Here is a 21,392-nt window from a genome sequence, read left to right on the forward strand (position 1 = left end):
GGCACGGAACTCAGACGGGTGACACGACGCGGTCGAATTCGCCGTCGTGCGCGCCGAGCACGAAGGCGTCCCACTCCTCTGGGGTATAGGTCAAGGTGATCTCGCCGTGGCGCAGTGCGGTGTGACCGTCGGCGGTGGTGTGCGCGCGCAGTTCGCCATGCGATCGCCCATGGGTGCGCAGGGCGTCGAGGAACGCGGTCCATTCGGCTGCGGTGACGGTGATGACGGGCTCTTCGGCGGGGCGGTCGGCCGGGTTGCGGCGATACTTGCTGTCACGAATGAGCACCGCGTCACCCTCGAACCGGACCTCGACGCATTGGTTGCCATTGTTCGATCTGGTCGATGTGAACCAGCCGGTGCGTACCGGCCGTGCGGTGATGGCCATGGGCAGGATTTTACACGCGGGAATAGCGTCTGATCAGGGCTAACGACTCCATCCGTGAGAGCGACTGCTGCATCGCGCGCTGGTAGGCGAAGCGCAGATCGCGGACCAGATCCGGGTCTTCGACGGCCCCGCCGAACACCGCGCTCTCCACCCAGCCGAAGGTGGGCAGCTGCTCGCCGGCGAAGTCGATGAGGTGGAAGCTGGACCCGCCGAGCACCGCGCCCGCGGTGGCCGCGAACGGGATCACACGCACCTCGACGGTGTCCAGCTCCTCGATCATCTCCGCCAAATAATCCAGCTGCCCGCGCAGCACGTCCGGGCCTCCGGTCTGCTGCAACAGGGTGCCCTCGCCGAACACCGCGGTCAGCTCCACCGGCTGCGCGCCGCGCAACCGCTGCTGGCGTCGCATCCGGATCGCCACCAATTGCTCGACCTGGACGGGGCGAATCATCACGTCGGCACTGATCAGGGCGCGGGCGTAGTCCTCGGTCTGCAACAAGCCGGGCACGACGAGGCTGTCGTAGCTGCGGATGCTCTGCGCGCCGTATTCCATGCCGTACAGCCGCTGCAACTCCGGCCCGATCAGTGCGGAGGACTTCGTCCACCATCCGCGCTGCTTACTGGTTTCCAGCAGCGCCAGCAGCTCGGCGCGTTCCTCGGCTTCCACCTCGAGCAGTTCGAGCACCGGGCCGATGGTCTTCGTGGTGAGTACCCGCCTGCCCTTCTCGACATGGGACCAGTTGGCCGGGGTGAATCCCACTCGCCGCGCGAAGCCCGCGGAGTCGAACCCCCGCTGTTCGCGCAGTTCACGCAGCCGAAGCACCAGTTCCCAACGGGCCACGGTGGGCGAGACGGGTGCCATAGGTGGGGATGCTACGCCCACCCGGACGCGCCGCCCGGTGACTATTGTCAAGCGACTTGCGCGGGGCTACTGTCGAAACCAGCGATCGATATCTTCCGAGCACGCTCCACCGGCAGCGAGGCGAGGTTGTCATGAGTACATCGCGCATCGAATCAGGCAGACAGCTCGCGTCCACGGAGTTCCCGGCGATCCAGGACGCGTTCGCTCGCTGCCGTCGCTACCGCGAGGACAACAAGCTGTACGCCCTCGTGGATCCGATCCTCGGTCGCATCATGCTGGAAGTCGGCGCGGTCGGAGCGGTCGTGATGCCCGCCGTGTTCGGCCGGCGCGTGCGCGAGCGGCTGGCCGCCGGAGCCGAGTCCCGGCCGGGACCGGTCATCGCGCATCCGCGGGCGGACCGCTGGACGTTCCTGACCGGCCCCACCGACAACTCCTATTTCGACACCGGACTGTTCGCCGATCTGTTCCGGGTCTGCGCCTCGATCGCACTGCCGGGCAGCCACATCGTGCTGCCCTCACCCACCGACGAGCACGGCGGCTACCGAACCTGGGTCGTGGCGCCCGACGGCGACTTCCGCCGCGAATTCGCCGAGGTGATCGCCGCGACCCGGGCGTGCGCCGCGGCTACCGGGGCGTCGGCGCGGGTGGCGGAGTGAGCGTGATGCTGTACTTGTCCTGCAGCTTCTGATTCCACTCGCGCTCGCACTGCTCGATCTTGGACTGGTCGTTGCCGGCCTTGTTCACGCAGTCCACGAAGTCCTTGCCACCCGAGTCGATGAAGAAGCTGTAACCGACGATGGTGAGCAGGACTGCGCCGACGATGCCGAGCACACCCAGGACCACACCGGTGATCGCCATGCCCATGCCTCCCGCGGTGCCCGCGCGGGCTTTGACCACCGCGATGACGCCGAGGATGACGGCGAAGACGCCGCAGGCGTAGCCGCCGATGATCGTCCAGAAGAACAGCAACGCGAGGATGCCGAGCACCAAGGCGGTGATCGCCAGGCCGCGGCCTTTCGGCGATTCCTGCCAGTAGGCGGGCTGACCGCCGGGGGGCGGTGGGTACTGACCCGGTGGCGGGTATTGCCCCGGCGGCGGATACTGGCCGGGCGGCGGGGGCGGATATTGCGACATGGACTTCCTCTCCGTCGGTGCCTCGCGATGCTCGGTCCGGACGAGGTGATCCGGGGGTGCACGCGTCGCCTACTGATCGCGCTCCCTACGGACGGATGTTAATGCGAACCGGCTATTGGGCGCCCAGTCGTGCGTGCATCTCCCATACCAGGATTTCCGACGGCCGCCGCGCCACCACACGTTGGCCGCCCGACCTGGTCAAACGCACCGCGTCCCCCTCGTAGAGCGGGCCCACACCCTCCATGTCCACCTCTCCGCGCGCCACGAACAAGTGCAAATAGGGCGCGTCGGGTAGGTCGATCACTTGCTCGGCGCCCGGCTCCGTGCTCGCCATACGTGCCACGTGCAGCGCCGAATGGCTGCTGTTGATGGCGATGGCGGTGCGATCGCGGTAGCGAGGCAGGCCGGAAGCGACCGTCACCAGACCGCCCCCGGCCAGTTCGTCATCGATTTCGAGCTGCTCGTAACCGGGGATGAGCCCCGGCTCGTCGGGCACGACCCACATCTGCACGAAATGCACGGGCTCGTCGTGCTCGGGGACCCGGCCGTCCAATCGCCACGCGTCGTTCTTCTCCGAATGCAGGATGCCGGTGCCCGCGCTCATCCGCTGGGCCAGCCCGGGATAGATGACACCGCTGTGGCCCAGGGAATCCTGGTGCACCAGGCTGCCGCCGAGCACCCAGGTGACGATCTCCATGTCGCGATGCGGGTGAGTGTCGAAGCCCTGCCCCGGGGAGACGACGTCTTCGTTGTTGACCAGCAGCAGGCCGTGGTGGGTGTTGTCGGGATCGTAATGTTCCCCGAAGGAGAACGAGTGCTTCGAATCCAGCCAGGAGACCCGCGTCTTCATGCGGTCGCCGCCACGGTGGACATCGATGTGTGGTGTCGTGAGTGTGGACATCATGGTCCTCCTCTCGGGACCGTGCACCGATCGCCATTCAGGGTAGGAGCACTTCCGCCGCGGTACTCCGCATTCCTAGTAAATTGTGCCGCACTCGGCATTTTACGCGAGCGACCGGAAGGTGAACGGCAGGCGAGCAGAACCGACCGGTAGGTCGAAACGCCGGGTCACCTCGTCGGATATCGTGGTCCGACCCCGATTGCCAAGCGCGACAACGACAACCGGAGGTAACGACGTGCTGGACTCCGACGACCTCGCCCGGATCGAGCAGCAACTCCGCAGCGAAGCTCGTCGCGACGGCATCGCGCACTTCGTGATCGGCGTCGCCGTGTTCCGCGAAGGCCGGCTCCTGGTGGTGCGCCGGGTCGCCGACGACTATCACGGCGGTATGTACGAACTTCCCGGCGGGGGCGTCGAATCTGGGGAGACATTCGCCGCGTGCGTGGAGCGGGAATTGCTGGAGGAAACGGGCCTGCGGATGCGCGCCGTCACCGACTTCCTGGGCGGATTCGATTACGCCACCCGAACCAAGGCGAAAGTGCGCAAATACACCTTCGTCGTGGAAGCACAGCCAGGTGACGTCGCGCTCGCGCCAGGGGAGCACGACGCCTTCGCCTGGATCGACGCGGACGCGCTCGACGGGCTGCCGATGGCGCCCGACATGCGGGAGACCGTGAGCGTGCTCGTCGACCGGGTGTGACCCGCCCGCCGCGGGACTTCGTCACCGAGACGCAGCGTGCGGCGTCGGCGGCGAACGCAGTACGCTCGCGGACGTGTCGACTGGTCACGCCGAAGGCCTCACTCCCGCAGAGCATCGGCCGGTGGGACTGCGCGTCACACTTCGGCAGAGTCCGGGCGTGTCGCGGCTGGCCGTGGTGCGTTTCGCCGGGCAATTCGGCGACGGGATGTTCCAGGCGGCGTTGTCCGGCGCGATCCTGTTCAATCCCGAGCGGCAGACCGACCCGCTGGCCATCGCGGCGGGCTTCGCGGTGCTGCTGCTCCCGTATTCGCTGATCGGACCGTACGCGGGGGCGCTGCTGGACCGGTGGGATCGGCGCACCGTGCTGCTGGTGGCCAATGTGGTGCGCGCCGTTCTGATCGCGCTGGCGAGCGCGGGGCTGCTGGCCGGGGCCGACGAGACGCCGCTGCTGTTGCTGGCTTTGGCGGTGGTGGGCGTCAGCCGATTCGTCCTGGCCGGAGTGTCCGCGGCGCTGCCGCAGGTGCTGGCGCAGGCGTGGCTGGTGCCGATGAACTCGGTACTGGCCACGGTCGCCTCCGGGTGCGCCGGATTGGGCGCGGCCGTCGCCGTGGGTGTGATCGGGTTGATCGGAGCGGGGGACTTCGGCTCGGCGGTCGCGGTCGCGATCAGCGGCATCGGGTCGGTGGTCGGCGCGGCGCTGTCGGCAGGGTTCCGGCCGCGCGTGCTCGGTCCGGGGCCCGACGCGGCCAAAGGCGAGAACACCGTGCACGCGATCGCCACCGGACTGCGCACCGGCGCCAGGGCGGTATGGGAATCGAGAGTGGTCACGACGGCGATGCTGGGCATCGGGACCCATCGGATCGTGTTCGGCATGAATACGCTGATCATGGTGCTGGTCTTGCGCCACCCCCCGGTGGACTCCTCCGGACTCAGTGGTGGCCTGGTCGGTTTCGGTGTCGCGATCGCCGCGACGGCGGCGGGGATGCTGGTGGCCGCCGTCGTCACGCCACTGCTCATTCCCCGGCTGGGGCGAGCGCGCACCGTGATCGCCGGTCTGATCTCCGCGATGCTGGTGCAACTGACATTGGTGACGCCGATCGCGTTCGCCGACTCGGACGCCGCGGCGGAGCGGGCGCACGAACTCCTCTTGGTCGGCGCCTTCCTGCTGGGCCTGGCCGGACAGACGATCAAACTGACCGGTGACGCGACCATGCAGATCGATATAGACGACGCCCGGCGCGGTCAGGTCTTCGCGTTGCAGGACACCGTCTTCAACATCGCGTTCGTGCTGGCGATCGCGGTCGCCGCCCTGGTCGTTCCGGATGACGGGCACTCGGCCGCCGTGGTGCTCGGCGGCGCGGCGACCTACGCCACGGGCATCGCTGCCATCGCGTTGAACATGCGACGCGGCGCACTCAGGCGATGAAAGGCTCGTCGTCGAGGTCTCGTCCGTCGCGGCCGAGCCAGTGTGCGATGTGCTCGGGAAGCGGGCCCGCGGCCGGGCTGCCGAATGGTGCGCCTCCCTGATCCGGCTCCGGCAGGGGCGAATCCGGTAGCTGTTCACCGCTGGGCGCAAGATCCGGCACTGGAGCGTCCGTTCGCACGATCCAGTCCAGCGGCTCGCTCGACGCGTCGCCCGGCAGACCGGTGACGTGGTGGTTCCACGTGCCGAGGCCGGTGGGATCGGTGAAGAAATGGTCCAGCACCCCGTCGTCGTCGAGATCCAGCGCGGCGATGTCGGCGCGGCCCGAGCCGGCCGAATCCCACAGCGCGTCGTCGGCGATGCCGTCCCCGTCGAAGTCCAGCCGCACCGCGTCGGCCGTGCCCGTGCCGCCGAGTTCCAGATCGGCCTCGCTGGTCCACACGTGCACAGGTCCGTCGCCGGTACCGAACACGTACTCGATCTCGTTCATATGTCCTTGGACGCGTGCGGCGCCGCTCCGGTTCCATTACGCGCGGGCTTTTCGATTCACCGTCCCCCGTTCGCGACTGTCGTTCCGGTAAGTTGACCTGTCAGCGGCCGACCGACAGGAGTCAACACGACATGGGTTCTCCGGTGCACCACCTCGACGCGGTACGAGAACTGCTGGACACGTGGAGAATTCGATCCGCCACCAGGCGCCCGATCACCGGCTAGCCGCGGCCGGGCCGACGTGACGCGCGCATTCGCAATCGCATCCCCTTGGGCACCGGCCATGGTCGGCGCACTGCTCGTCGGCGCCGTCGCCCTGCCCATGCCCGCCGCGCAGGCCGCGCCGTTCCCGTGGGCGCCGCCGCCGGTGAACAGCTGCGGCGAGGTCGGTTTCGACCCGCTCGCTCGCGAGCCCGATCCGGCACAACCCCCTCCGCCACCGCTGCCGCCGCAGATCGACATCCCGGTGCCCATTCCGGAGTTCACGCCGGTTCCGGTGCCCGACCCGCCGCAGGACAACACGCGCATCGTCCCCGACCCGCTGCCGGCGAATCCATGTGACAACCCGTGCCCGGACATCAGGGACAACCCGAAGCATCCCGAGCCGGATCCCGACCCCAGCCCGACGCCCGAGACCGGCACCGACGAGGGAACCGGTACCGACGAGGGAACCGGTTCGAGTTCCGGCTCCTCCGGCTCCGCCTCGGGATCAGGTTCGGGCTCCGGTTCCGGCTCTGGTTCCGGTGCGCCGGTCAAGCTGCCGCGCATCGAATTCAAGCCCGAAATCGAGCCGATTCCGGTGCCGGTGCCCGGCGGACCGGGCGAGGAGCCACAGCCCGCTCCACCCCACGTGGTCCATCCGGCCGAACCGGGTCCGCTCGCGGCGCCGGTGGCCGCGCCGAGGGTCGAGTCGGTCCGGCTGGTCGAGCAGGTGACCGGGCACGGCTCGCAGAACCGCACCGACATGCGCTGGCAGGTCGACGGAACCGATCTCGGCCTGATGTGGGAGACCACGCCCGGTGAGGTCGCCGTGGTGTTCGGTGACACCTTCGGCAAGGGCTGGGGTGGCGGCGGCGCGGGCAACGACGATCAGGACTGGCGCAGCAACGTCATCGGTTTCAGCACCGACCGCGATCTGTCCGACGGGCTGACCCTGGACACCTTCGCACAGGACAGTCGCTGTCACGCGGCGGAGATCCTGGGCAGCCGCAAGGTCAAGAACTGGGAGACCACCACCATCCCGACCTCCGGGTTCGCCGTCGGGAACCGCCACTACCTCAGCTACATGTCGGTCAACAGGTGGAGCCGCATCCCGGGGCTGTGGTGGACCAATTACGGCGGTATCGCCTACTCCGACGACCACGGTCGAACCTGGCGGAAAGACCAGCATGCCAAGTGGGACAACCTGTTCGGCCTCGGCAAGTTCCAAGTGGCGGCCATGGTGCCGCACGACGGCTACGTCTACATGTTCGGCACGCCCAACGGGCGCGTCGGCATGATCGCCCTGGCCCGCGTGCCCGAACACCAGATTCTGAACAAGTCCGCCTACCAATACTGGGTGGGCGGCAGCTGGGCGCCCGCCGCCGAGAACCACGCCACCCCGTTGGTACTGGGCATGGCCAGTGAGCTCTCGGTGCGCTACGACCGGGAGACCGAGCAGTGGCAGATGGTCTACCTGGATTCGGCCCGTGGCGCGATCGTGTTGCGTACCGCGGCGAGCCCGCAGGGCGCGTGGACGGACGCGATACCACTGGTCTCCACCGCCGACTACCCGAAGTCCTACGGCGGGTTCATCCATCCGTGGTCGACCGGCGAGGACCTGTACTTCATGATCTCGGCGTGGGACAGCTACAACGTGTATCTCATGCACGCCCGGCTGGATCCGAGCGCGCGCCGGGGTCAGCCCGCCCGCACGAATCGCACCGGCTGACCCGGTCGCGCCTGCGCGATCACGTCGACGTCGGCATCGAGGAGCACCGCGATCACCGGATAACCGCCCGTGACCGGGTGATCGGCGAGAAAGACGACCGGTTGCCCGCTCGGCGGCACCTGGATCGAGCCGAGCGCCATGCCCTCGGTCGGCAGTTCACGGGTGACCTTGCGGGTCAGCGGTGGACCGGTCCGGCGATCCAAGCGGGCGCCGATCCGGTCGGTCTCGGAGGAGACCTCCCATTCGCCATCGAACAGGGCCGCGGCATCGGAGAACCAATCGTCGCGCGGGCCGAGCACGGCGCGGACGGTGACGGCGTCCGCGGGCAACAGGGCGACCGGGGCAACGTCCACGACCGGAATCGTGTGCGGAGAAGGACCGATCGGGAGGCGATCGCCCTTTCGCAGAGGCTCCGGCCCCAGACCGGACATGGTGTCGCGGCTGCGGGATCCGAGCGTCGCCGGTACGTCGATGCCGCCGCGCACCGCGACGTAGCCACGCAGTCCGAGGGAGGCGTAGCCGAGCCGGAGTGCCTGACCCGGCTCGAGTTTTAGGACGCTCGCGTGCCCCACCGGCCTGCCGTCGACGGTGGCGGGCGCAGGCGCGCCGGTGACCGCCAGCATGACGTGCTCCTCGGCGCGCAGGGCGAGCCCGCCGAGGAGCACTTCGATCGCCGCGTGCCCCTCCGGGTTGCCGACCAGCCGATTGGCCAGCCGCAGTGACCCGCGGTCCGCCGCACCCGCGAGGCCGACACCGGAATCGAACCAGCCCGGCCTTCCGAGATCCTGGATGGTCGCGAGTGGACCGACCTCGTCGACGACGATCATCCGTCGCTCCTCGCATCGACGAACCGAACCGTGGCGCCCGCGCGGATCAACGCGGGCGGATCGCGCTCGGCATCCCACATCCTGAGGTCGGTGGTGCCGATCAGCTGCCACCCGCCGGGCGTGCTCCGCGGATACACCGCACTGTATCCGCCGGCGAGCGCCACCGCACCCGCCGGAATCGATGTGCGCGCCTGTGCCCGGCGCGGAACGGAGAACCTGCCGTCAGACGCTTCCAAGTAGCCGAAGCCCGGCGCGAATCCGACAAAGGCACACCGCCACACCGTGCCCGTGTGCGCGGCGATCACCTCGGCCGTCGTGATTTCCAGCAACCGTGCCACGTCGTCGAGATCGACGCCGTCGTAGCGCACCGGGATCGCTACCGGTTCGGGTCGGAAAGCGTTGTCCGGCAATGTTCCACGGGAAACACCGGTCGACTGCTTGGCGTGCAGGGAAATGAGGAGCGTCGTCAGCGCACGGCGGACCGCTTCTCCATCGCGCGGCACGTCGAGCGTCAGCAGTACGGTTTCCGCTGCCGGAAGCATGTCCTGCACGCCGGGTACCGGGCGATCGCGCAGCGCCGCTACGAGTTCCGCGACCAGGTCACGCCGCTGGGGCGTGATCAACAGCGCCCGATCGCCCGCCGCGCGGATCGCCTCCTCGGCCGCCTGCCGCTGCGCGCGGGTCACCGGGCCCTCCGTCGTCATGTCCGGCCTCAGCCGAATGGCTCGACCGGCACGCCGACTTCGTCCAGCGCGGTGCGGATGGACCGGGCGATCTGCACCGCTGCGGGGGAGTCGGCGTGCACGCAGATGCTCGCCGCACGCACCGTGACCTCGCCGGAGCCGTCGGCCGCACGCGCAGCGCCCGACTTGGCGATCAAAACGGCCTGTGCGACCGCCTCCTGCGGTCCCAGCACCGCACCGGGCGTACCGCGCGCGGCAAGCGAGCCGTCGGGCGTGTAGGCACGGTCGGCGAAACCTTCGCCGACGAAGCGCACCCCTGCGGCCTCGGCGGCAACCTCCAACTGGGTCCCCGCCGGGCCGAGCAGGGCGAGCCGCAGGTCGTACTCCGCCATCGCGGCCACCACCGCGTCGGCCACATCCCGATCGCGCGCGGCCGAGTGATACAGCGCCCCATGCGGTTTCACGTAGCGCACCCGATCGCCCACGGCTCTCGCGAAAGCGTCGAGCCCGCCGACCTGATACAGCACCTCGTCGCGCAGTTCGCCGGGCGCGACGGCGATCTCTCGCCTACCGAAACCGGCCAGGTCGCGATATCCCACGTGGGCGCCGATCCGCACCCCCTTCTCCACCACGAGCGCACAGGTCCTGCGCATGATGGCAGGGTCACCCGCGTGGAATCCACAGGCGATGTTCGCGCTGGTGACGATGTCGAGCATGGCGGCGTCGTCGCCCATCATCCACGGTCCGAAGCCCTCGCCGAGGTCACTGTTCAGATCCAGCGCCATGTACGTCCTCCATTTATTGCCTACGGCATTACGATTCTCTCGCCGGAGCGCTCGCTCGGGCAAGGACGCCCCGGCCGCGCGACCTGGGTCACAGCGCACGGGTTCGGCCCGCCGCGCCAAGTACGCTCAGTTCAATCATGGCCACGTATTTCGATCCGAAGTCCTGGTCGCCGCTGCGGGCTGTCGATCTCGGAAAGCGCCTGTTCGATCAATCCTGGCTGGAACAGTGGGTCGCGCTGAGCACCGCCTGGATGGATCCGGTCGCCGACCTCGGCGCGGGCACCGTGACGGCGCTGCTGCCCGATGTGCTGATGACCATGCTCAGCGAGGGCATTCTGAGCCGGTTCGGCGGGCAGGAGGTCAGTGCGACACTGCTCGGTCACGACCTGCACGCCACCCTGCAGGTGCTCAAGGTGCGCCGCCGCGGCGCGCACTTCCAGACCAAGACCGTGCTGTCGCGGCTGCGCTGGGACGATCACCCGATCGAGTCCGTGACCGTCATCGCGCACGGCGTCCGCCTGATACCCGGTGTGCCGACCAAGGTGCGCACCGCGCGGCTCGACCTCGACGGCACCGTCACCACCGCGGCGCTGGTCGGGTGGCTCAACACCCAGCCGCTGGACTGGGCCCTGGACGTGCACCCGAGCGGACTGATCCGAGCCCGGCACCGCCGACGACTGCTCACCGCGCTGGTGGACGCATCGGTCCGCGACAACCGGCTGTACATCGAGATACGCAGAGCGACGTGGTTCGGCGTCCGGATACCCCGCCGCGTGATCGACGTGCCCGCCATACCGCTCGAGCGCCTGCCCAAGGATGCCCGGATCGCGCACGCCGACCGCGACGGCGATCTGATCCGGTTCCGCGTGGAACTGCCGGAGATCACCGGGTCGTTCGATCTCGCCCAGATGCGCTCGGCGATCCTGGCCGGAACCACCCTGATCGTCTTCTGACCTGGTCAGCTCTGCGTCTTCCACCATTCGAGCAGCGCCGCCTCGGCTTCGTCGCGGTCCATCGGACCGCGGTCGAGGCGCAGTTCCTTCAGATAGCGCCAGGCCCGGCCGACCTCGGGACCCGGCGGCAGGCCGAGCAGTTCCATGATCGCGTTGCCGTCCAGATCCGGGCGGACCTTGGCCAGGTCCTCCTGTTCGCGCAATCGCTCGATCCGGGATTCCAGCTCGTCATAGGTGGCGCGCAGCGCGGCGGCCCTGCGCTTGTTGCGGGTGGTGCAGTCGGCACGCACGAGTTTGTGCAGGCGGGGGAGCAGGTCGTCGGCGTCGGTGACATAGCGGCGGACCGCGGAATCGGTCCACTGGCCTTTGCCATAGCCGTGGAAACGCAGGTGCAGGAACACCAGCCGGGCCACGTCCTCAGTGAACTGCTTCGGGTATTTCAGCGCCCGCATCCGTTTGCGCACCATCTTCGCGCCGACCACTTCGTGGTGGTGGAAGCTGACCCCGCCGCCCGGCTCGTTGCGTTTGGTGTCGGGCTTGCCGATGTCGTGCAGCAGCGCGGCCCAGCGCAGCACCAGGTCGGGGTCGCCGTCTTCCTGGTCGATGGCCTGCTCGAGCACGGTGAGTGAATGCCAGTAGACATCCTTGTGCTGGTGGTGTTCATCGATCTCCAGCTTCATCGCTGGGACCTCCGGCAGCACCCGCTGCGCCAGACCGGTCTCACACATGACGTTGATGCCGTCGATCGGATGCACCCCCGCGATCAGCTTGTCCAGCTCGACCCGCACCCGTTCGGCGGTGATGCGGTCGATCTGGTCGGCCATCGCGGTGATCGCGGTGTTCACCCGGGGATGCGGCTCGAAGCCCAACTGAGAGACGAACCGCGCGGCGCGCAGCATGCGCAACGGGTCGTCGTTGAACGAATCCTCCGGCGCGGCAGGCGTATCCAGTACCCCCTCGAGCAGGGCGGACATGCCGTCGAGCGGGTCGACGAACTCCAGCGCGCCGTCGGCGCCGATCTTCACGGCCATGGCGTTCACCGTGAAGTCCCGGCGCACCAGGTCCTCTTCGAGCGAGTCACCGAAGGTCACCTCGGGATTGCGGGACACCCGGTCGTAGCTGTCCGCGCGGAAGGTGGTGATCTCCAGCTGCTGACCGGCCTTGGCCGCGCTGACCGTGCCGAACGCCAGACCACCGGTATCCCACAGATGATCGGCCCACCCACGCAGGATGTCCTGCACCGCCTCCGGCCGCGCGTCGGTGGTGAAATCCAGATCGGTTCCCAGCCGGCCGAGCACCGCGTCCCGCACGCTCCCGCCGACCAGGTACAGCTCGTGCCCCCGCGCCGCGAACAGCTCGCCGAGGGGCGTCAGCACATCCGATAGCCCCCCGAGCGTCACCGCCGCCGCGGCCAGCAATCGGGTACGTCTATCCAGCGCAGCGTCCTCGGACTTCGGCGAAACCACGAATGAGCAGCTTACCGAGCCACCACAGCGAATACGGCGGCGCAGCCCCGCACAGCAGCCCCGATATATAAGGACTCCGATATCAACCCAGCCAGCGGCCTCCGAGCACGAGCCTCCACCACCAGAACCAGCCAACCGCGAACCGCTCCCGCCCCACGCCGCCGTGGGCCGCCGCTCCACTGGTTCCAGAGAAGACGAGACCGATCAGCGCCGTCGGCGCCGCTCTGACCGAGCGACCGCAGCCACGATGCATTACGACCACCGATCGACCCCGACCATCAGCCACCCAAATCACACCCACTTCGTCCTGACCTCGGCTGCCCAGCGCACCCCCGCTCCGAATCTCGAGCAATGCGAGACCGAGCATCCGCAGTTCACAGCCCCGGTCTCATCCGAGCACCCGCCGTACACCACGAATCCCCGATCGACTCGACGTCCAGCCACCCGACCCACGAGCCCTTCGCTCAGAACTCGAAGACCAACGCGCCGGCGCACCCCAACCCCAGGTTTCGAGCGAAGCGAGACCGAGCATCAACCGATCACCACCCGGCTCTCATCCGAGCATCCACCCGCACACCCCGATCACCAATCGACCCGACGATCAGCTCCGAACGCATGCACGATGTCCAGCGCCCGAAGACCAACGTGCCCGGCGCACCCCAACCCCACATTTCGAGCGAAGCGAGACCGAGCACGCGCCGTTCGCGGCCCGGCTCGCGTCCGAGTGGCCGCCGCGTCCGCGACGAAGTCGCCAGCGGCGGTCGCTCGGACGCGAGCCACAAGGGGGCCGCGAACACGCAGCGCCGCAGGCGCTGCAAATTAGACACAGTAGGATTGCCAGGTGTCTCCGGCCGATCGTGCGAACAGTCGACGCCGCCAGCCTCGGCGCCGCGGTTCGGCCGCCAATGCCGCGAAGCCGCGGATGCGCACGGTGCGGGAGACCTCGGCAGGCGGGCTGGTGGTCGACGGCTTGGACGGGCCGCGGGAATCACGCAGTGCCGCTCTCATCGGACGCACGGATCGCCGTGGGCGGTTACTGTGGTCGCTGCCGAAAGGACATATCGAAGAAGGTGAGACCGCCGAGCAGACCGCGATCCGCGAGGTCGCCGAGGAGACCGGCATCAACGGTGTCGTGGTCGCCGAACTCGGCAGCATCGATTACTGGTTCGTGACAGACGGTCGGCGGGTACACAAAACGGTGCATCATTATCTGCTGCGTTCGGTCGGTGGTGAACTGTCCGACGCCGACGTGGAAGTGACCCAGGTCGCGTGGGTTCCGTTGGGTGAACTGAATTCTCGGCTGGCCTACGCCGACGAGCGGCGGCTGGCGGAGATGGCGAACAAGCTGATCGACCGGATGGAGACCGGCAAGCGATGACGCGTGGACTGTTCCGGATCTTCGTGGCGGTCCTGACCATCCTCGGCCCGGTGACGACGCTGCCACTGCTCGATTCCGCGTCGGCCGAGGCGCAACCGGCCGGGTCCGGTACCTCGTCGAATCCCAAATTCCTCAAGCTGTCGCTCGATTCGGTGACCCCGACCACGGTGACCACCAGCAGCGATTCCCTGCTGACGGTCTCGGGCACGGTCACCAATATCGGTGATCGTGTGGTGGACGATGTCAGCATCCGCCTGCAGCGGGCGGCGGCGATCACCACGCCGATCGGGTTGCGCGCCACCCTGCGCCTCGATGAGGTCAACTACGACGTGAACGGTGAGTTCGAGGACGTCGCGCAGCGACTGAATCCGGGGCAGCGCAAGCAGTTCACGTTGAGCATCCCGTTGCGCTCCGAGAGCGGCGCCACGTCGCTGCGCATCACGGAGCCGGGCGTCTACCCGCTGTTGCTGAACGTGAACGGCGAACCGGCCTACGGCACGCAGGCTCGGCTCGACGACGCCAGGTTCCTGCTTCCGGTGCTCGGCGTACCGCCCACCGGCGAGGACGCCGGCGTCGCGGCAGTGCCGGTTTCCGCGCCCACCGACGCGCCGGTGGCGACGACGATGCTGTGGCCGCTGGCCGACCGGCCGCGGCAGGTCGGGGGTCGTCCGGGCAGCGTGGACGGCAAAGCGGAGCTCACCGACGACGAACTGGCCGCTTCACTCGGCAAAGGCGGCCGCCTGGATCAGCTGTTGGCCGCGCTGGAGGGGGTGTCGAGCCCGGGCGCCGGTCGTAACGCCGAGCTGACCTCGGCCGTGTGCCTCGCCGTCGACCCCGATCTGCTGCTCACCGTGCGCGCGATGACCGATGGTTATCGCGTGCTGGCCAGCCCGTCCGACCCCGACGGCGCGACCAGGGCGGGAGCGGGCGCCGAACAGGCCCAGACCTGGTTGGACCGGTTGCGCGTGCTGGCCGGCTCGATGTGCACCGTGGCGCTGCCGTTCGCGCAGGTCGATCTCAGCGCGCTGGCCGCGGTCAACGATCCGGCGCTGTCGGCGCGCGCGCTCACCGAACCGGCCGACATCGTCGACTCGATCCTGTCCACCCGGTCGGTGCGCGGGGTCAGCCTGCCGGATTCCGGCAGCATCGACGCGGGGGCGGGTCTCCTGCTGCGCGGTCACGGTTTCGGTACCGCTGTGCTCGCCTCGACGGCGGCCGTTCCGCAGGGCAGTGTGGACTGGGCTCAGTCGAGCAGTGAAAGCAGCGAGACCACACCCGGCTCGAGCGAGGCAGCGGGCAGTGCGGACCCGGCGAGCCCGGAAGTGGTCCGGCTGCCCGAGATCACCGCGATCCCGCCGACCACACCGGCACCGGCGCCGCCGGTCGCGGGCAATCCGGCACCGCCCGCCGCGAGTACACCCGCCCCGGCCACGGATCCGGCGCTGCACGCCGTGACGTTCGACATCTGGTCGGCGACGGCGCTCGCCGCGGTGGGCTCGAATCCGCCCACACCGCCGTTCACCCCGGCCCGGGTCCGCTACGACGTGACGAACGACTCGCGTGCGGCGCGCCTGCAGGACGCTCTCGGAGCGATCTCGTGGAGCGCACTGCATCCGGAAGCGAGCCGACCGCGTTCGCTCTTGCTCGTCCCGCCACAACAATGGGGTGCGAACCGGGACGAGGCGACTGCCCTGCTGCGCCAAGTCGACGTGCTGCTGCGCGGCGATCTCGCCACCGCGCGCCCGTTCCACGATCTGGTGGCGCTGCCGCCGGACCCGCAACCCTACGAGCTGGACTATCTGCCGCAGGCGGCGCAGGACGCGGTGCCGGAGCGGTTCGTGCCACCCGTGCGCGACCAGGGCCGCCGGATCACCGAGATGATGCGGGCGCTGGTGGATGTGCCGGAAGCCGAGCCGACGCCACACGATTTCCTGACGCCGCTGCGCGACGACCTGCTGCGCGTGCTGAGCCTCTCCGATCGCCGTGCGGGCGACGCCGCGCCACCGGACACGTTCGCCCAGCGGAGGCTGGATCAGAACACGCGGACGATGGACAAGCTGTATCGCTCCGTCACCGTGCTTCCGCCGGGCGGGGTGTACACGCTGGCGTCCGAGCAGAGCCCTTTGCTGCTGGTCGCGCGCAATGACCTGCCGGTGGCTATCCGGGTCAGGTTCCGGATCGAGTCGCCTGACGAGACGGAGATCACCGATCCGGGCGAGCAGCAACTCCCGGCCAACGGGTCGCGGTCCTTCCAGATCCCCACGGAGGTCCGTGACAGCCGGAACCTGGTCGTTCCGATCTCGCTCACCACGCCGGAGGGAGTTGCCCTGGGTAATCCCACGCAGGTCTCGGTGCGTTCGAACGCTTACGGTCAGGCCTTGGCGATAATTACCGGATGCGCCGCACTCCTGCTGCTCCTCTTGGCCGGTCGCCGTTTGTGGCGCCGGTTCCGCGGGCAGCCCGACCCGGCGGACGAAGGCTTCGATCCCGGTACCAGGCGGCGGGTCAACCGCTACCGGCGGGCACGCAGGCGGGTGCTGCAAGCCGAGGAACAGCAGCAGGAGCAGCTTCAGGAGACGCGGTGACCGAACCCGCTTCGACGGGTCTGTGCAAACCGCTTCTACCTGCGTCGATGTGGTGTATCGCGGTGTCGTGTGGCACGGTGGAGGACAATCGCAGTGTTCCCGGGCCGGTCCGGTCCGGACGGGGACCACTGACAGAATGTTCGCCGATTACGGCGAACCGTTGCGGCGAGCCGCGGCTCACCGCACCGATGGGGGTGCGGATATCCCGGCTGGTACAGGAGGCATGATGAGCGACGATGACATATCGGCTCATCGCCCTCGACCAGGCGACCGGCTCGACGGCCCGCCGCTTCGGCGCGCGCCGGTCGCGCCGTGGGAACGCAACCCTGCCCCGCCCGAAGCCGAGAACCCGGACGTGAACGCCGGAGCCTACGACGACGGTCAGGCGCCGCGGGTGCCGCAGATCAGTCGTCCCGCGCCCGCACCGCAGCCGCGCCCGGGCCAGCGCATGCAGCCACCACCGCCCGCCGCGCCGCCGAGGCCGCAGCGGCCGCCGGTGCCGCCACCGCCGCGCCCCGGCCCCGCGCCGCACCCGGGCCAGCGGCAGTACCCGGCTGCCCCGCCACCGGGCCCAGCGCAGGGTCCTGGACCACAACCGCGCCCTGTGCCGCCTGGACCCGCTCGTCCGGGGCCCGGCCAGTCCGGCCCGCCGCCGACCGGCGTGCCCCGGCAGGCGCCGCCCGCCCCGCCCCGTGCACCGCGGTCCGGTGCGATTCCGGCCGTACCGCGTCCACCTCGGTCCGGCGCCATGCCCGCGGTGCCCAGGCCCCCGCAGTCGGGTCCGATCCCGGCCACGCAACGCGCACCCCAATCGGGCCCGATCCCGGCCGCCGTGCCGGAGTCCGATCGGGTGCCGCCGCCGCGCTATGCACCGCCACAGCCGCAGCAGTTCCCGCCACCGCCCCGGCAGGGTCCCGCCGCTCCGGTGCGGCACGAGCCCGCAGAACCGGATCGCCCCCGGACCAGGGAGTGGCCCGCCACCGGAACCGCCGAACCGCCCAAGGCGGACGATTCGAAGCAAAGCGCGAGCTCCCGGCTGCTCAGCGACTCGGGATCGATCGCGTTCGCGACGCTGATCAGCAGAATCACGGGTTTCGGCAAGCAACTGATGCTGCTGACCGTGCTCGGCCCCGCGATCGCCAGTGCGTTCACCGTCGCCAGCCAGATTCCGAACATGATCGCGGAATTGGTGCTCGGCGCGGTGCTCACCGCGATCGTGGTGCCGACGCTGGTGCGCGCGGAGCAGGAGGATCCCGATCGCGGGGCGGCGTTCGTCCGGCGCTTGGTGACCGCGGCTTTCGTGGTCCTGGCCACCGCCGCACTCCTGGCGACGGCCGCGGCGCCGGTACTGACCACACACGTCTTCCTGCCCGACGACGGCCAGGTCAACACAGCGCTCACTACGGCGCTGGCGTTCCTGCTGTTGCCCGCGATCCTGTTCTACGGCATGTCGGCGCTGCTCACGGCGATCCTCAACACCCGGCAGATGTTCAAGCCCGGCGCGTGGGCCCCGGTGCTGAACAACCTGGTCGTGCTGACCGTGCTCGGCTTGTATGTCCTGATGCCAGGGGAGATCACGCTCGATCCGGTCCGGATGAGCGACCCGAAGCTACTGGTGCTCGGCGTCGGCGTAACGATCGGCGTGGTGGTGCAGGCGGTCAGCCTCGTCCCGGCGATCCGCAGGGCAGGCATCGACTTGCGCCCGCTGTGGGGGATCGACGCCCGGCTCAAGCAGTTCGGCGGGATGGGCGCGGCCATCATCCTGTACGTGCTGATCAGCCAGGCGGGCTTCGTCTTCGCCACGCGGATCTCCGCGCATGCCGACGAGGCGGGTCCGGCGATCTACAACAACGCGTGGCTGCTGCTGCAACTGCCCTACGGCGTGCTCGGTGTCACCGTGCTCACCGCGATCATGCCGCGGCTGAGCCGCAATGCCGCCGCGGACGACACGCCCGCGGTGGTCGACGATCTCTCCGCCGCCACCCGGTTGACCATGATCGCGCTGGTCCCGGTGGTCGCCTTCCTCACGCTGGCCGGTCCACAGGTCGGACAGGCCCTCTACGGCTACGGAAACTTCGGATCCGACGCCGAACGTCTCGGGCTCGCGGTCAGCTGGTCGGCGTTCGCGCTGATCCCGTACTCGCTCGTGCTGATCCACCTGCGGGTGTTCTACGCCAGGGAGCAGGCGTGGATCCCGACCTGGATCATCCTCGGCATCACCGCCGCCAAGATCGTGTTCTCGGCGCTGGCTCCGGTGATCACCGACGCGGAGCACGTGGTGATCGCGCTCGGTGTCGCGAACGGACTCGGCTTCGCGGTCGGCGCCGTCGTGGGCGGTTTCCTGCTGCACCGCAGTCTGGGTGATCTCCGGATGGCCAATGTCGGCCGTACGGTGACGCGTGTCGTACTTGCGTCGCTCGCGGGCGGCGCGGTGATGTGGATCGTGGATCGGGTACTCGGTTTGGATCGCCTGACCGCGTCCTTCCACGGGCCGGGTTCGCTGATCCGGGTGGCGATCACCGCGATCGTCATGTTCGCGGTGGCCTTCGGCCTGATGCGACTCGCCGGTATCCCGGAGATTGTCGCCATTACCGTGGCCATCTCGCGGCGCCTCGGCTGGACCCCGCCCGCGCCGGATCTCGACCTGGAGAGCCCGGTCGAAGATCCCTACGTCACGCAGGTCCTGCGCAGGCCCGACTCGTATCTGGACTACCCTCGGTTCGATCCGTACATGGACGCCCAGACCATGGTGCTGCCTGTGATCAGACCCGATGCCGTTGACCGCACCGGCGTGGGTGAGTTCCCGTACCCTGTTCGGCAGAGAAGCACAAGTGGCGAATTCGCCGGAACCTCGACATATCAGGGCGAAGGAGGACCGAGGGTGAGCGACGACGCGGTGGGCGGCGTCCCAGCCGCCGATTCTTCTGCGACCACGTCCGGCGGACTGTTTACCGATGTACCGCCGACCGCGGGGGAGCCGTTGGATCCCGCGTACGCGAACAAGGAGCCGGGCACGGGCGCACCGGATCAGGACGCGGCCAGACCGCAGGACAATCAGCTTCCGCCGCGCGATCCGATGTACGACACGGGGATGATCCCCATCGGCTCGCCGGAGATGCCCCCGATGGGTGGCGAGAACTTGGGCGCCCGGCGGGTTCCGCGCGGCCCCAAGCTGATTCCGGGCGCCTCGGTGGCCGGCGGGCGCTACCGCCTGCTGGCCGGCCACGGCGGCGCCCGCGGCCTGAAGTTCTGGCAGGCGCTGGACATCAAACTCGATCGCGAGGTCGCGCTGACCTTCGTCGACGCCGACCAGAAGGCGACCGAGAACTCCGGCCAGGACGGCCCCCAGGCGATCCTGTCCCGGACGCTGCGCCTGGGCCGGATCAACTCGCCGGGCCTCGCTCGCGTTCTGGACGTCGTACGCGGCAGTTCCGGCGGCATCGTGGTGGCGGAGTGGACCCCGGGCCGCTCGCTGCGGGAGATGGCCGATACGGTGCCGTCGCCGATCGGTGCGGCGCGCGCCATCCGCGCCCTCGCCTCGGCGGCCGAACTTGCCCACCGCGGCGGTGGATCGCTGTCCATCGACCATCCCGACCGGGTGCGCATCAGCGCCTCCGGCGACGCGGTGCTGGCCTTCCCTGGCACCCTGTCCGACTCCGACGCGCAATCCGACGTGCGCGGCCTCGGTGCGATGCTCTACTCGCTGATCACCGCGCGCTGGCCGATCCGCTCCGGCGGTGTCACCGGTAGCGCTGCGACGGTAGGCGGACTGCGGCTGGCCGACTTCGGGCCGGACGGCACTCCGGTGGAGCCGAGGCAGATCCGTCCGGAAGTGCCGTTCGAGATCTCCGCCGTCGCCGTGCGCTCGCTGGAGTCGAACAAGGGCGTGCGCACCGCAGCCACGGTTCAGCACGTGCTGGAGCAGGCGTCGGTGGTCGATCAGAAGACCGATTTCATCCCGGTGCTCCGGCTCGGCCAGCGCCCACCCGCGAACATGGACGACTCGCTCGCCGATCCGGAACTGCTCGCGGCCGAACGCGAACGCTCCCAGCGCATGATGTGGATCATGGTCGGCCTCGGCATCCTCGCCGCGCTGGTGGTCGGCATCGTGATCTGGTGGATGGTCAGTGTGTTCGCCCCCGGCGCTTCGGACGCGCCGCTGAACGAACAGCGCAACATCGGCTTGACCACGAACAACCAGCCCGCGCCGACGCCAGCCGCGGCGGGTCCGAACCTCACGCCGGCCGGTGTGCCGGTCCCGGTGACCGGTGTGTCGGTGTTCTCGCCGGAGGGCACTGCCGACGGCGTCGCCAACGTCCAGGCGGTGCTGGACAACGATCCGGGTACCCAGTGGCGCACCGACCAGTACTTCCAGCAGTTCCCGGCGCTCAAGAAGGGAGTCGGGCTGCTGGCGACGCTGCCCGCCCCCGCCAAGCTCACCAATGTCTCGATCAACTCGCCCAGCGCGGGCACGTCGGTGGAGATCCGCACCTCGCCCACCGGCTCGCCGACGCTGGATCAGACCCAGCTGATCGGTTCCGCCCGGCTGGACGACGGCGTCACCGACATCCCGGTGCGTGCCGACCAGGCCGCCCGCTACGTTCTCGTCTGGATCACCGGGCTGGGGAACTCCGGAGGACAGTTCCAGACCGCCATCGCCGACATTCGCTTCGACGCCGCGTCTTAGGCCCGGCTCCGCCGCGGCCGCACCCTCGTTCGTACGGGCCGCGCACCGCGCGACGCTGACCGACGCGCATTCCGCTGTCACCGGCCTCGATCAGCTGGTTGCTGCCAAATCGTTACGGACGCTATGATCTTCGGGCGCTCTCAGCAGGGGAGCTTCCCAGGTTCCGGTGCTTTCGATCCTGGATGCTGCGATATCTCGGTGACG

At 69.1% G+C, this 21,392-nt stretch carries 17 protein-coding genes; 8 read left to right on the plus strand and 9 right to left on the minus strand.

Annotated features, from left to right (window positions below; genetic code table 11):
* Positions 1–10: 10 nt before the first annotated feature.
* The gene (locus LTT66_RS11635) at positions 11–385 is read right to left on the minus strand and encodes a DUF397 domain-containing protein (protein ID WP_195100915.1); all 375 of its coding nucleotides are present in this window, start codon (positions 383–385) and stop codon (positions 11–13) included.
* A 10-nt stretch (positions 386–395) separates the two neighbouring features.
* Positions 396–1,247, minus strand: coding sequence for a Scr1 family TA system antitoxin-like transcriptional regulator (locus LTT66_RS11640; protein ID WP_233066704.1), 852 nt, complete (start codon positions 1,245–1,247; stop codon positions 396–398).
* 131 nt (positions 1,248–1,378) lie between these two features.
* Here LTT66_RS11640 and LTT66_RS11645 point away from each other — a divergent pair, with 131 nt between their 5' ends.
* On the plus strand, positions 1,379–1,903 hold the full coding sequence (locus tag LTT66_RS11645) for a hypothetical protein (RefSeq protein ID WP_233066706.1): 525 nt from the start codon (positions 1,379–1,381) through the stop codon (positions 1,901–1,903).
* On the opposite strand, the gene LTT66_RS11650 is transcribed toward LTT66_RS11645, so the two are convergent.
* Both LTT66_RS11650 and LTT66_RS11655 read right to left on the minus strand, forming a co-directional pair.
* Entirely contained in the window at positions 1,872–2,381 is a 510-nt protein-coding gene (locus LTT66_RS11650; protein WP_233066708.1) for a DUF4190 domain-containing protein, read from the minus strand. The genes LTT66_RS11645 and LTT66_RS11650 overlap by 32 nt on opposite strands.
* A 112-nt stretch (positions 2,382–2,493) precedes the next feature.
* Entirely contained in the window at positions 2,494–3,282 is a 789-nt protein-coding gene (locus LTT66_RS11655) for a pirin family protein (protein WP_233069145.1), read from the minus strand.
* A gap of 235 nt (positions 3,283–3,517) precedes the next feature.
* On the opposite strand from LTT66_RS11655, the gene LTT66_RS11660 reads away from it, so the two are divergent.
* Both LTT66_RS11660 and LTT66_RS11665 read left to right on the plus strand, forming a co-directional pair.
* Positions 3,518–3,982, plus strand: coding sequence for an NUDIX hydrolase (locus LTT66_RS11660; RefSeq protein ID WP_233066710.1), 465 nt, complete (start codon positions 3,518–3,520; stop codon positions 3,980–3,982).
* A gap of 121 nt (positions 3,983–4,103) precedes the next feature.
* The gene (locus LTT66_RS11665) at positions 4,104–5,408 is read left to right on the plus strand and encodes an MFS transporter (protein ID WP_233069148.1); all 1,305 of its coding nucleotides are present in this window, start codon (positions 4,104–4,106) and stop codon (positions 5,406–5,408) included.
* Here LTT66_RS11665 and LTT66_RS11670 read toward each other — a convergent pair.
* Entirely contained in the window at positions 5,398–5,895 is a 498-nt protein-coding gene (locus LTT66_RS11670; protein WP_181721371.1) for a hypothetical protein, read from the minus strand. The two genes, LTT66_RS11665 and LTT66_RS11670, sit on opposite strands and share 11 nt — an antisense overlap.
* Positions 5,896–6,177: 282 nt before the next feature.
* Here LTT66_RS11670 and LTT66_RS11675 point away from each other — a divergent pair, with 282 nt between their 5' ends.
* Positions 6,178–7,824: a DUF4185 domain-containing protein gene (locus LTT66_RS11675; RefSeq protein WP_408638777.1), complete on the plus strand. Its 1,647-nt coding sequence runs from the start codon at positions 6,178–6,180 to the stop codon at positions 7,822–7,824.
* Here LTT66_RS11675 and LTT66_RS11680 read toward each other — a convergent pair.
* Genes LTT66_RS11680 through LTT66_RS11690 form a run of 3 tightly spaced genes read right to left on the minus strand, consistent with a single transcriptional unit; the run spans position 7,794 to position 10,119 of the window.
* Complete coding sequence (locus LTT66_RS11680; protein WP_233066713.1) at positions 7,794–8,651, minus strand: 5-oxoprolinase subunit C family protein; 858 nt, start codon at positions 8,649–8,651, stop codon at positions 7,794–7,796. The genes LTT66_RS11675 and LTT66_RS11680 overlap by 31 nt on opposite strands.
* Positions 8,648–9,355, minus strand: a complete 708-nt coding sequence (locus LTT66_RS11685) for a 5-oxoprolinase subunit B family protein (RefSeq protein ID WP_233066716.1) — start codon at positions 9,353–9,355, stop codon at positions 8,648–8,650. The genes LTT66_RS11680 and LTT66_RS11685 overlap by 4 nt, the downstream gene beginning before the upstream one ends.
* 8 nt (positions 9,356–9,363) lie before the next feature.
* Positions 9,364–10,119: a LamB/YcsF family protein gene (locus LTT66_RS11690; protein WP_233066718.1), complete on the minus strand. Its 756-nt coding sequence runs from the start codon at positions 10,117–10,119 to the stop codon at positions 9,364–9,366.
* Positions 10,120–10,256: 137 nt separating this feature from the next.
* Here LTT66_RS11690 and LTT66_RS11695 point away from each other — a divergent pair, with 137 nt between their 5' ends.
* Positions 10,257–11,072: a hypothetical protein gene (locus LTT66_RS11695; protein WP_233066720.1), complete on the plus strand. Its 816-nt coding sequence runs from the start codon at positions 10,257–10,259 to the stop codon at positions 11,070–11,072.
* Between the two features lie 5 nt (positions 11,073–11,077).
* Here LTT66_RS11695 and LTT66_RS11700 read toward each other — a convergent pair whose 3' ends face one another.
* Positions 11,078–12,538, minus strand: coding sequence for a CCA tRNA nucleotidyltransferase (locus tag LTT66_RS11700; RefSeq protein ID WP_233066722.1), 1,461 nt, complete (start codon positions 12,536–12,538; stop codon positions 11,078–11,080).
* An 841-nt stretch (positions 12,539–13,379) separates the two neighbouring features.
* On the opposite strand from LTT66_RS11700, the gene LTT66_RS11705 reads away from it, so the two are divergent.
* From LTT66_RS11705 to LTT66_RS11715, 3 genes are all read left to right on the plus strand, one after another.
* Complete coding sequence (locus tag LTT66_RS11705) at positions 13,380–13,916, plus strand: NUDIX hydrolase (RefSeq protein ID WP_181721366.1); 537 nt, start codon at positions 13,380–13,382, stop codon at positions 13,914–13,916.
* Positions 13,913–16,501, plus strand: coding sequence for a DUF6049 family protein (locus LTT66_RS11710; protein ID WP_233066724.1), 2,589 nt, complete (start codon positions 13,913–13,915; stop codon positions 16,499–16,501). The genes LTT66_RS11705 and LTT66_RS11710 overlap by 4 nt, the downstream gene beginning before the upstream one ends.
* Before the next feature lie 748 nt (positions 16,502–17,249).
* On the plus strand, positions 17,250–21,188 hold the full coding sequence (locus LTT66_RS11715; RefSeq protein ID WP_408638778.1) for a murein biosynthesis integral membrane protein MurJ: 3,939 nt from the start codon (positions 17,250–17,252) through the stop codon (positions 21,186–21,188).
* The last annotated feature ends 204 nt before the right edge of the window (positions 21,189–21,392 follow it).

It is taken from the genome of Nocardia gipuzkoensis (genome assembly GCF_021183645.1).
GTDB lineage: Bacteria > Actinomycetota > Actinomycetes > Mycobacteriales > Mycobacteriaceae > Nocardia > Nocardia abscessus.